This is a genomic window from Candidatus Mycobacterium wuenschmannii, from assembly GCF_030252325.1.
GTDB lineage: Bacteria > Actinomycetota > Actinomycetes > Mycobacteriales > Mycobacteriaceae > Mycobacterium > Mycobacterium wuenschmannii.
The window spans coordinates 893,483-905,194 of record NZ_CP126981.1 but is presented as its reverse complement, the minus strand read 5'-3'; the positions used below and the strand labels follow the sequence as shown (position 1 = coordinate 905,194).

At 67.4% G+C, this 11,712-nt stretch carries 11 protein-coding genes; 3 read left to right on the top strand and 8 right to left on the bottom strand.

Annotation, left to right across the window (positions count from 1 at the left end):
* Positions 1-11 precede the first annotated feature (11 nt).
* From PT015_RS04460 to PT015_RS04445, 4 genes are all read right to left on the bottom strand, one after another.
* Positions 12-3,224: an MMPL family transporter gene (locus PT015_RS04460; RefSeq protein ID WP_285189091.1), complete on the bottom strand. Its 3,213-nt coding sequence runs from the start codon at positions 3,222-3,224 to the stop codon at positions 12-14.
* A 94-nt stretch (positions 3,225-3,318) separates the two neighbouring features.
* On the bottom strand, positions 3,319-3,717 hold the full coding sequence (locus PT015_RS04455; RefSeq protein WP_390887992.1) for a type II toxin-antitoxin system Rv0910 family toxin: 399 nt from the start codon (positions 3,715-3,717) through the stop codon (positions 3,319-3,321).
* 146 nt (positions 3,718-3,863) lie between these two features.
* On the bottom strand, positions 3,864-4,667 hold the full coding sequence (locus PT015_RS04450) for an SDR family NAD(P)-dependent oxidoreductase (RefSeq protein ID WP_285189089.1): 804 nt from the start codon (positions 4,665-4,667) through the stop codon (positions 3,864-3,866).
* Between the two features lie 7 nt (positions 4,668-4,674).
* The gene (locus tag PT015_RS04445; protein ID WP_285189088.1) at positions 4,675-5,691 is read right to left on the bottom strand and encodes an SDR family NAD(P)-dependent oxidoreductase; all 1,017 of its coding nucleotides are present in this window, start codon (positions 5,689-5,691) and stop codon (positions 4,675-4,677) included.
* Positions 5,692-5,853: 162 nt separating this feature from the next.
* On the opposite strand from PT015_RS04445, the gene PT015_RS04440 reads away from it, so the two are divergent.
* Positions 5,854-6,261 (top strand): group I truncated hemoglobin, encoded by a 408-nt coding sequence (locus PT015_RS04440; RefSeq protein WP_285189087.1) that lies wholly within the window; start codon positions 5,854-5,856, stop codon positions 6,259-6,261.
* 95 nt (positions 6,262-6,356) lie between these two features.
* On the opposite strand, the gene PT015_RS04435 is transcribed toward PT015_RS04440, so the two are convergent.
* Positions 6,357-7,736, bottom strand: coding sequence for an MFS transporter (locus PT015_RS04435; RefSeq protein WP_285189086.1), 1,380 nt, complete (start codon positions 7,734-7,736; stop codon positions 6,357-6,359).
* Between the two features lie 150 nt (positions 7,737-7,886).
* On the opposite strand from PT015_RS04435, the gene PT015_RS04430 reads away from it, so the two are divergent.
* Complete coding sequence (locus tag PT015_RS04430) at positions 7,887-9,068, top strand: putative sulfate/molybdate transporter (protein ID WP_285189085.1); 1,182 nt, start codon at positions 7,887-7,889, stop codon at positions 9,066-9,068.
* Here the strand turns inward: PT015_RS04430 and PT015_RS04425 are convergent.
* The 3 genes from PT015_RS04425 to moeA are packed head-to-tail and all read right to left on the bottom strand — an operon-like array spanning position 9,059 to position 11,261.
* Positions 9,059-9,538: a MogA/MoaB family molybdenum cofactor biosynthesis protein gene (locus PT015_RS04425; protein ID WP_285189084.1), complete on the bottom strand. Its 480-nt coding sequence runs from the start codon at positions 9,536-9,538 to the stop codon at positions 9,059-9,061. The two genes, PT015_RS04430 and PT015_RS04425, sit on opposite strands and share 10 nt — an antisense overlap.
* Positions 9,538-10,032: a cyclic pyranopterin monophosphate synthase MoaC gene (moaC, locus tag PT015_RS04420; RefSeq protein ID WP_285190920.1), complete on the bottom strand. Its 495-nt coding sequence runs from the start codon at positions 10,030-10,032 to the stop codon at positions 9,538-9,540. The genes PT015_RS04425 and moaC overlap by 1 nt, the downstream gene beginning before the upstream one ends.
* Before the next feature lie 23 nt (positions 10,033-10,055).
* Entirely contained in the window at positions 10,056-11,261 is a 1,206-nt protein-coding gene (moeA, locus tag PT015_RS04415) for a molybdopterin molybdotransferase MoeA (protein ID WP_285189083.1), read from the bottom strand.
* Positions 11,262-11,286: 25 nt separating this feature from the next.
* On the opposite strand from moeA, the gene PT015_RS04410 reads away from it, so the two are divergent.
* Positions 11,287-11,712, top strand: coding sequence for a molybdenum cofactor biosynthesis protein MoaE (locus PT015_RS04410; protein ID WP_285189082.1), 426 nt, complete (start codon positions 11,287-11,289; stop codon positions 11,710-11,712).

The following is an 11,712-nucleotide window of genomic DNA, read 5'->3' as shown; positions in this document are numbered from 1 at the left end:
GTTGTGTCTGATCACCAACGCAGCACGACGGTGTCCGGATCGCTTTCGTCGACGACCTCGGTCGACATCCTGATCGCGTCCGTGTCGGGATCATCCTCGATGTGCACCGGCATCCCGTTTTCCGGGCCGGTCAGAGACTCCGCCCCGACCTCGGGCGTAGGGACCGCGTGCACTTCGGGCGTGGGTACCAGGTGGGCTTCGGGCGTCGGCACCGCGTGGGCCACCAGCGTCGGCCCCAAATCCGCCTCGGGCTCACTGCCGTTCTCCGGCGTCGGCTCGGCGTCGGTCTCGGGCGCCGCGTCGGATTCGGGCGCCGCGTCGACCACCGGCGCCGGCTCGGGCTCCGTCTCAGCCTTCGTCTCGACCTCTACTGCAGGCTGAGCGTCGGCCTGCGACAGGGGAATTGGCCGCTCCCGCGCCGCGGGCGGTGGCGGCTTGGACGGCCACCAGTTCCACTTCCCGACGAGCACGGCGATCGCGGGCACGGTGATCGTGCGGACCAGGAAGGTGTCCAGCAGCAGACCGGTGCCGATGATGAACCCGCACTGCACCAATGTGCTGATGCTGGCGAACAGCATGCCGAACATGGAGGCGGCGAAGATGACGCCGGCCGCGGTGATCACGCCGCCCGTCGAGCGCACCGTCTGGATCACCCCGGAGCGGATGCCGTGCGGCGACTCCTCGCGCAGTCGCGAGATCAACAGCAGGTTGTAGTCGGCGCCCATCGCGACCAGCACGATGAAGGTCAGCCCGGGGATGCTCCACGTCAGCGGCTGGCCCAGCATGAACTGGAAGACGATCACGCCGAGGCCGAGTGCAGAGAGATACGAAAGCACCACGGACGCAATCAGATACAGCGGCGCCACCACCGCGCGCAGGATCGCGACCAGGATCAGGAACACAATCAGGATCGTCATCACGATGATGAGGTTGATGTCGTCGCCGTAGTAGGCCCGGGTGTCTCGCAGCATCGCTGTCACACCCGACGCCGAGATCGACGCCTCCTTCATCAGCGCGCGCGGGTGCGGGCCGCGGGCCGCGTCGGTGATCTCACGGATCTGGCTGAACGCCTCGGTCGCGAACGGGTTGAGCTTGGTCTGCACCAGATACCGCGCAGTGTGCCCATCGGGCGAGATGAAAGCCGTCAGCGCGCTGTTCAGGCCGCCCCCGGTCTGGGAGGTGTCCTTGATGAGCGCCTTGACCTCATCGATCATCTGCTGGATCGCGTCCGCGTAGTTGTGCGGATCTTTCGGCGGCGGCGCGGCCGCGTCCTTGGCCGACGGCGGGTCGTTGCTCAGGGAGCGTATCTCGGTTCGCGCGTTCTCCACGATCCGGCGCACTTCCCGCGAGGCCGCCTCGATGGAGGGCTCGTCGGGGAACGACGACAACTGTTCGGCGAACTCCGACATCTTCTTCAGCGCGCCGCCGTCACGGTTGGCGGTCGCCACCACATCGAGCACCGTCACCGGCGCGGAACCCACCGTATTGGCGATCTCCGCGATGTCGACCGACATGGCGAACCCGAGTCCGCGCACCGTGTTGACGAACGTGTTGGTGTCGTCGACTTCCTTCTTCTTCTCCGGCGGCGCGGTCGGCAGCGTCACGCCGGGAGGCAGGTCGAGGCTGCTGAGATCCGGTGTCAGATCGACGTTTCCGGACGCCGACACCGAATACAACAACGCCGCTACGTTGGGGAACCCCTCGGCCCCCTCGAGATCCTTGTTGCCGGAACTACTGCCCTTGTCGTGGCGGGGCAGCAGTTCGCCGCTGGCCGCGGACTTCTTGTCGTTCGATTTAGCCGACGGCACCGGGGCGGGATGGATCGCGGCGATGTCGGGCAGTTGGCTGACCCGCTGCTCCATCTGCTTCAACTCGACGAGAGCGGGACGCTTGCGCAGGTCCTCGCTGGAGTGGACGACGAGATACTCCGGAATGGTCGCGTTCAGCGGAAAGTGTTCCGCCAGAGTCGAATACCCGACCGAGCTCTCCACCGAGTCCGGCAGGGTCTTGCTGTCGTCGTAGTTGAAGCGGGCGAACATCCCGCAGACGGCGAGGATCAGCAGGACGGTGAGGCTGCCGGCCAGATGGATGATCGGCTTACGGACGATGCGAATCCCGGTCACCCGCCAGAAGTGGCCGGTGAGATCGCGACGCGGCTTGATCCAATTGCGCCGTCCGGCAAGGACCATCAGCGCCGGCAGGAACGTGACGGCCGCAAACAGCGCCACCGCGATGGAGATGGCCAACGCGGGACCGACGTTCCGGAAAGCGCCCAGCTTGGTGAAGATCATCCCCAAAAAGGTGACCGCCACCGTCGCCGCGGAGCCGGCGATGACTTTGCCGATCGAGGTCAGCGCCCTCTCGACGGCGTCGTCGGAATCCAGGCCCTGCCGCAGATAGTCGTGATATCGGCTGATCAGGAAGACCGCATAGTCGATTCCCGCGCCAAACATCATCGTGGTCATCAGCGTGATGGTCTGGGTGGAAACGCCAAGGCCGAGCTGGGCGACGCCGGATACCAACGCCTGCGCCACGCCGACCGACAGGCCGATGGTCATCAGCGGCAACATCATCGTCAGCAGATTGCGATAAATCACGAACAGAATGACCAGGACCATCACCACGACGGCCGTCTCGATCACGTGCATGTCGCGGATACCGATGTACATCAGGTCGTCGCCGGTGGCCGCCGGGCCGGTCAGATGCGCCGTCAGCGTGGTGCCGGCAACGGATTTCTTGACGATGTCGGCGACCCGGCCGAAGCCTTCATGCAGTTCGGGCGTGCCCACTCCGCCGGACAACACCATCGGCAGGTACCAGGCTTTATGGTCCTTGCTGGTCATGGCGTCCCGCAGCGCCGGGGTTCGGACGAAGTCCTGCAGCAGGACGATGTCGCGGGTGTCCGGCCGCAGATTCTCGGCCAGCGTCCGATACGTGGTCAGGTCGGACGGGTTGAGTCCGTTGTCGTCGGTCAGGACGACGAGCAGGACGTTCTCGTTCTCCGAGCCGTTCTGGTGATAGGCCTCGGAGATCTGCTTCGTCGTCTGCAGCACCGGGGCGTCCGGCGGCAGGATCGGGACCGGCCGTTTTGCGGCCATCTCGGTCAGCGACGGGAACGTCATCGACAGGACAGCGGTCAGCGCGATCCAGAATCCGACGACCGCCCACGGCCAGCGGCGCACGACGACGCCGATCCAGCCGAAGACACCGGTGCCATCGGCCATAGTCGCTCCACGAGCCCCCCGTAACACCCGGTCAGGCTACCGCCGTTGGCTGAGGATGTAGGCCCTTCGACCCATGTGAGTCGGCGTTCCGCCGCTATCCGTACAGCTCGACGAACTGCTTGAGGGACTTCTCGACGTCGCCCTTCACGGCACGGGCGGCGGTCGCCCCGACCGGCCCGAACAGTGCACGGCCGCCCAGGTCGAGGCGTAGACCCAGGTTGGAGCCTTTTCTGGTGGGTGAGACGCTCAGTGTGACGGTGTATTTCGCGCCGCCTTTGCCCGAGCCGGAGAGCGCGATCCGGTGCGGCGGGTCCCAGGTGGTGACCGTCCAGGTCACGCGGTTGCGGAAGCCTTTGGCGCGAGCGACGCCGACGATCTGGGTGCCCTCGCTCAGCTCGTCGGGAAGTTCGCTGCGCCACGCCTCATGCATGGTCAGCCACTCCCCGAGCTGAGACAGATCCGAGACGCGGTCCCACATATCCTGCGGGCTCATCGGCACGTCGGCCGTGACATCGACTTTGGCCACCGCGTCAGACTATCCGGCGAGTCACACCAGCCACGTGGTCCTCCGCCGGAGGCGAGGGTCGTTGTGCCCGCCTCGTAGCGGATTTGGCGTGCACTTGGCGCCGGGGCGACACCCTAACGACTGGGCCCGCCGCGGAACCGGTTGCCGATGCGTAGTCCGGGCAGCAGCAGGGTGCGCGGCATGTAACGGCCGCCGATACTGACTGCTTTCGGTACCAGCCCAGGCACCACGCTGCGCTTGCCGTCGACCATGCCGGCGATCGCCGCCTCGGCGACGTCGCGCGGCGACACCTGCGCGATCGGAATGCTGAAGCGTTCCGCGTTGGCGATCTCGCCCCACTCGGTGGGCACCGGGCCCGGGCACAGCACGGTCACCGACACCCCGGTCCCGTTGAGCTCCTCGTGCACCGCCTCGGAAAACGTCTGCACGAAGGCCTTCGTCGCTGAGTAGACCGCCATGTACGGCATCGGCTGGAAGCCTGCGATCGAGGCGATGTTGAGCACCGCCCCTGCGCCGCGCTCGACCATCCCGGGCAGCGCGGCATGGGTCAGCTCCATCAACGTCAGCGAGTTGAGCACCACCTCTTCGCTCTCACGCTCGACCGGCAGGTCCTGGAATACCCCGCTGGTGCCGAATCCGGCGCTGTTGCACAGTCCCGCAACGGATTCCGTGCGCAGCCGGTTGGCCAGCTTTTCCCGCGCCGCGGCGTCGGACAGGTCCAGCGCCTGCACTTCGACGTCGACCGAGAACTGTGAGTGCAGCTCCCCCGCCAGCTCGTCCATCCGCTCCTTGCGGCGAGCGACCAGTAACAGCGGATAGCCGCGACGGGCCAATCCGCGGGCCAGTTCGGTGCCGATGCCCGACGAGGCGCCGGTGATGACGATGGGTGCCTGATTGGTCGGTTTAGGAAGACTCATGATCGCCTCACCAGTGGATTCCGCGGGTGGCCCGCACGAAGTTCTCGCTGCGGTTGTCGAATTCGGTAGTGCTGCTTTCGGATTGGTCGCCCTTGGCCGCCGTCGAATCACCGAACATGCTGAAGGCTCGGTTGCGCACCCGGTCCATCACCGCCGGGTTGACGGCGTCGGCGACGGCGGCGAGCTGCCCGAGCGGCGAGCTGGAGCGGCGCGGGCGCTGCACGATCGCGTCGGTGATGACGCCGGCGGCCTGCTCCGGTGTCAGCGCCGGGAACTTGTCGTACATCGTGGTGGGGCTGATCATCGGCGTCCGGACCAGCGCCATGTGCACGGTGGTGAATTTGATGTCATCGCTGACGACTTCGGCCTGCAGCGCGTCGCACAGGCTGTCCAGGGCCGCCTTGCTGGCGATGTAGGCGCCGAACCGCGGCGCGCGGGTCTGCACTCCCACCGAGGACACATTGATGACATGCCCGAATCCCCGTTCCCGCATGCCCGGAATGAACTTCAGGATCAGTTGCACCGCGCCCAGGTAGTTCAGCTGCATGGTGCGCTGGTAGTCGTGGATCCGGTCGTACGACAGCGCCAGCGAGCGCCGGATCGACCGTCCGGCGTTGTTGATCAGCATGTCAACCCCGCCGAGATCGGCGAGCACCTTGTCGGCCATCGCGGCGATGGCGTCCATGTCGGTGAGATCGCAGGGGTAGACGTGCGCAGTGCCGCCGCTGCTGCGGATGTCGGCCGCGACCTTGTCGAGGTTCTCCTGGGTGCGCGCCACCAGAACCACCTCGCCGCCGGCCTCGGCGATCTTCTTGGCCGCCGCCTCGCCGATGCCCGACGACCCGCCGGTGATCAGCGTGATGGTGCCGTCGACGGCGTCGTGCAGGGTCCGGCCTTGCACCGCGTCGAGCAGATTGCGCAGGTAGAACGGCCGATAGCGGCCGGCTGCGTTGGGCGTGTTGACGAGATTGGACACGGCGGCGAACGGCTTCTCGACGAGGCCGGTCAGATCACCCAGATTCATTGCTTCACGCTCCCGGTGGTGACTCCCCTGGATTTCCCACGAGTCTGCTACACCGCCGCGCCGCCCAAGGTGGTTCTCCGGCAATCCGGTTGTTACGCCGGGTAATCGCGCGGTGACGGCAACCTAACGGGTGGGCAACTCCGACATGGTCTGCTGCACAGCATGGGAATGCTCACCCGTTTTCGTAGACCCGGCACGGTGTCGCTGTACGACAAGGTCGGCGGCCACGACGCCTTGGACGTCGTCGTCGAGGACTTCTACTGCCGGGTGCTGGATGACGATCAGCTGGCCGGCTTCTACGCCGGCGCGGACATGCGGTGCGTCAAGGCACGTCAGGTCGAGTTCCTCAGCGCCACGCTCGGCGGCCCCGCGCCCTACGGCGGACGGTCCATGCGACAGGTCCACGAGGGCCGCGGCATCACCATGTACCACTTCGCGATGGTGACCGCTCATCTGGCCGACTCGCTCTGTGCGGCTGGATTGCACCCCGACACCATCACCGAGATCCTCCACGCCCTCGCGCCACTCGCCGGCGAGATCGCGTCGGACGAGATCAAAGCGGTCGTCTAGGACGCCGCCCCACAGCTTCGCCGAGCGTGCGTGGTCTGCGAATAAGCGGCCTGGTTTATCGCGTGGCCGCACGCTCGGCGAACCCCTTTCTTGCACTAGGCGGCGGCCAGCGCCGGTTCGCTCACCGCGGTGAGCGACGACCGCCGCACGTAGACGCCGAAGGTGATCAGGGCCGCTATCACGTAGAAGCAGGCGAAGTCCCAGAACGCGCCGGTGGCCGTGCCGTCGGCGAGGTAGGACGTGCGTAGCGCCAGGTTGATCGCAACCCCGCCGAGTCCGCCGATGGCACCGGTGATCCCGATGACCGCTCCCGACATCGAGCGCGAGTAGTTGTTGCGGGTGTCCTCGTCGGCGTCCAGTGAGCGGGACGCGGCATGGAAGATCGACGGGATCATCTTGTATACCGCCCCGTTGCCAATTCCGCTGAGCACGAACAGGATAACGAAACCGGCGACGTACGCGACCATCGTCACGGCGGTGGTCTCGCGGCCGGCGAACGTCGACGTGATCGCCAGCACCGCGTCGCCGCCGATCATCCCGACGAACGCCCACAGGGTCACTGTGCCGCCACCCACCCGGTCGGCGACCCGACCGCCGTAGATCCGGGCGATCGAGCCCAATAGTGGCCCAACAAAGGCTATTTGAGCTGCGTGCAGGGACGCCTGCGCCGGGCTCTGCCCGGTGGCCGAGAAGGAGATCTGCAGCACCTGGCCGAACGCGAACGAAAAACCGATGAATGACCCGAAGGTGCCGATATAGAGCAGGCTGACCAGCCAGGTGTGCCGACTGCGGAGCGCGGCGCGCATAGCGTCCACGTCGACCGACACCACGTCGAGGTTGTCCATGCACCGGGCGGCGCCAACCGCCGCGACGACCAGCGCCGCGACGTAGAACCCGCACACCCAGTACGGCTGGCGATTGCCCGCGGTGGCGATCACCAACAAGCCGACGAGTTGCACGGCGGGCACACCGATGTTGCCGCCGCCGGCGTTGATGCCCAGGGCGATGCCCTTGAGACGCTGCGGGAAGAACGCGTTGATGTTCGTCATCGACGAGGCGAAGTTGCCACCGCCGAGCCCGCACAGCGCCGCACACACCAGGTAGAGCCACAGCGGACGACCGGGCAGCGCAAGGACCGCGATCGTCGCGGCCACCGGCACCACCAGCACGCACGCGGAGAACACCGTCCAGTTTCGGCCGCCGAAGCGCGCCGTTGCCATCGTGTACGGCAGCCGCAGCATCGAACCGACCAGCGTCGCAGTCGCGGCGATCAGGAACTTGTCCCCCGCCGTCAATCCGTAGATCGACTGCGGCATGAACAGCACCATCACCGACCACAGCGACCAGACCGAGAACCCGACATGTTCGGCGGCCACCGACCACACCAGATTGCGGCGTGCGACGGCCTTTCCGCCGGCGTCCCATGCGACCCGGTCTTCGGGGTTCCACCCTGTGATCGTGTGCGATCGCGCCACCACGTTCTCCTCTGCGTGTTCGGTACGTCCGAGGTGAAACTAAGAGTGCGATGTTGCCGACCGGCGTCTCACGGTGTCGCGGCCGTGAAATCACCCTCACGGGCGGGCGCGCGGCCTCGTGAGCGTGGCGTGCTGCATTAGAGTGCGGGCATGGTCGGCACGGCGCCCGCAGAGCTCGAGTCAGGGTCGAACCCGTTTCGGTTCGATCGCGCGGAAATGGCCGGAGCGCTAGGCGATCTGGGTGTGCTGGTGCCGATCGCGGTGGCGTTGATCGTCAAGAACGGGCTGACGCCGACGGCGGTACTGCTGCCGGCCGGGGTGCTGTACGTGGTGGCCGGCCTGATCTATCGGCTCCCGGTTCCGGTGCAACCGCTCAAGGCATTTGGCGCGATCGCGATCGCCCACGGTTTCGGCGCCGACGACATCGCGGCCGGCGCGCTGCTGATGGGCCTGCTCTTCCTGGCGCTCGGCGCCTCGGGATTGTTGGACTGGGTGGCAAAGGTGTTCCCGCATGCCATCATTCGTGGAATTCAGCTCTCGGTCGGACTGCTGTTCTGTCAGTTGGCGTGGCGGCTGGTCTCGGCCACGCCCAAGTCGTTCGTCGACCATCGTCATTCGCCGCTGTATGTGGTGGGCTTGACCGTCCTGGTCGTCGTGGTGGCGCTGCTGTTACGGCACCGCCAGATCACGTTGGTGTACATAGTGATTGCGGTCGTGGCGATGGTGCTGGCATTCCACGGCGCGGTCACGTTCGGCCCTTCGGCGATCCACGTGCCGCATCTGAGCCGGCACGCGTTCGCCGCAGCGGCGGTCGCGCTGGTGCTGCCTCAGGTACCGCTGTCGTTCGCCAACTCGTGCCTGGCCACCGCCGATACGGCCCGGACGTACTTCGGCGACGCGGCGGCGCGGGTGCGACCGGGCCGGCTGGCCACCACGATCGGGATCGCCAACCTGTTCGCCGGCTCGATCAGCGGCATGCCGGTATGCCATGGGGCCGGCGGCATGACGGCGCACCGAACCTTCGGTGCCCGCAGCGGTGGCGCGCCGATCATGTTGGGCGGCTTACTGATCGCGCTCGCGTTGGGCATCGGCGCCGCGCTGACCACTGCCCTGACCGGATTCCCGGTGCCGATCCTGGCGGGTCTGCTGACGGTTGCGGGCCTACTGCACATCACCCTGCTGCGCGACCTGAAGGGGCCGTGGCAGTGGGCGCTGGCCATCGGCGTCGGTGTCACCGGATTCCTGAGCAATCTCGCAGTGGCGTTGGTGGGAGCACTATTGCTCTGGTGGGCAGTGCATCTCGTCCGGTCGCGCCGGACCCGTCAGGAATGATCCTTGCCGGCAATCTGATCCAGCGCATGACCGAGCACAGCGCCGAGCACGCCGAGGCCGTCCCGCACCCCACCGGGTGAGCCGGGCAGGTTGACGATCAACGTGCGGCCCGCTACCCCGCAGATACCGCGCGACAACACCGAGGTCGGCACCGCCGGCAGGCCCGCGCGCCGGATTTCCTCGGCCAAACCCGGGATGTCGTAGTCGATTACCGCCGCGGTCTGGGCCGGAGTGTCGTCGGTCGGCGAGATGCCGGTGCCACCGGAGGTGATCACCACGCCGACGCCGGCGGCGACCGCTTCCCGCAGCGCCTGCCCGACCGGATCCCCGTCGCCGACCACCGTCGGCGTCACCGACTCAAACCCCTGCTGCACAAGCCAATCGGCGATCAGAGGCCCGCAGCGGTCCTCGTACACGCCCTGCGATGCCCGGTTTGAGGCGATCACGACGCGGGCCGATCGGTTCGCCATCAGCGTGTCCAGGATCCGTGACGGCCGCCGTCCTTGCGTAACACCCGGATGTCGTCGATGCGGGCGGCTGGGTCGACGGCCTTGATCATGTCGTAGAGCGTCAGCGCGGCTACCGAAACCGCGGTCAGGGCCTCCATCTCCACCCCGGTGCGGTCGGTGCTGCGCACGGTGGCGGTGATGTCGATATCGGTTGCGCCGACACCGAATTCGACGTCCACGCCCGTCAAAGCCAGTTGGTGACACAACGGGATGAGTTCGCTGGTGCGTTTGGCAGCCTGGATCCCGGCGATCCGTGCGGTGGCCAGCGCGTCACCCTTGGCCAGCCCGCCCGCCGAGATCAGCCCCACCACATCGGCGGCGGTGCGGACCGAACCCGCGGCGACCGCCACGCGCGCGGTCGCCGCCTTCTCGGTGACATCGACCATGCGGGCCGCGCCGCGCTCGTCGATGTGCGACAGCTCGCCGGACGGCGGCTCAGCGGCGGGTTCGGCCATCACGGGTCCATTCTGACAGTTGATCAGGCCAGGTCCCAGACCTGCACGGTGGCGCCCGCGGGCAACTCGGTGACCTCCAGCGGGATGTCGAGCAGGCAGTTGGCCACCGCGAGCGACCGGAGGTGATGCGACGCGGGCGGTCCCTCGCTGGTCACCGTCCCGGTGGCCGGGTCGAACATCCCACGCCGGAACTGGCGCTTGCCCGTCGGCGAGGTCAACGATTCGGTCAGCACTGCGGATCGGCGTGGACGGTCGGCATCGGGCAGTCCCATCGCCGCCCGAAGCGGCGACCGGATGAACACCTCGAAGCACACCAGCGCACTGACCGGGTTGCCGGGCAGCGTCAGAATCGGGGTGCCCGCCACCCTTCCGGCACCCTGCGGCATGCCGGGTTGCATCGCCACCCTGGCGAATTCCACTCCACGATCGCCCGAGCGGCCGAACGCGTCCTTGACCACCTCATAGGCACCCGCACTGATCCCGCCGCTGCTGATGATCAGATCGGACTCGGTGGCGTACCGGTCGATCACCGCGGCGAATTCAGCGACGTCGTCGCTGACCGTCGCGACGGCGACCACCTCGGCGTCGGCATCGCGCAGGGCCGCCGCCAGCATTGGCGAGTTGGATTCGTAGATCTGGCCGGGCCGCAGCGTCTCGCCCGGCGCCACCAACTCCGAGCCGGTGGAGACCAACAGCACTCGCTGGGGCGGGATGACCGGCAGCGCACCGAATCCCAGCGAAGCGGTCAGTCCGATCACCGCCGGTGTGACCAGTCGACCGGCCCGCAATACGGTGCTGCCCGCCTCGACGTCTTCGCCGGCCCGGCGGATGTGCTTTCCCGCGGGGACGGCGGCGTTGATGCTGACGACGTCGACGCGGCCGTCGGTGGACTCCACCGGCACCACCGCGGTCGCGCCGGGCGGGACGGGTGCGCCCGTCATGATCCGGTGTGCGGTGCCCGGCTCGAGCGCCGGGAGGTCGATGCGACCGGCCGGAATATCCTCGGCGACGGGCAATTTCACCGGCGCGGCCGCCGACGCGGTGCTCACGTCCACCGCGCGGACCGCGTAGCCGTCCATCGCGGAGTTGTCGAAAACCGGCAACGAGACTGCGGCAGACAGGTCTTCGGCGAGGACGCGTCCCTCGGCGTCGCGCAGGTTGACGGCGACGGCCGGACGGGCGCTGATCAAGTCGGCGACGATCCGCTGGTGCTCCTCGACCGACCGCATGACGCCTCAATATAGTGGGGCCTCGATGACGCTCGTTGTGCGTGCCGCGCTGACGGATCAACCGATCACCCTCGCCGAACACCAGGGTCTGGTGAGTCGTGACGCCGCGGGTGCGGTCGTCGGCTTCGTCGGCGTGATCCGCGACCACGACCACGGGCGCCAGGTCACCGAACTCGAGTACTCGGCACATCCCTCGGCCGCCGAGGTGCTCGCCGAGGTGGTGGCGGAGGTGGCCGCGCAATCGCCCGGGACGCGCGCGATCGCCGCCAGCCATCGGATCGGCGTCCTGCGGATCGGCGAGGCCGCCCTGGTCGCGGCCGTCTCCGCCGATCACCGCCAGGAAGCGTTCGTGACCTGCGCGCGACTGGTCGACACGATCAAGGAGCGGTTACCGGTATGGAAGCGGCAGGTGTTCGCCGACGGCACCGACGAGTGGGTCAACTGCACTTAG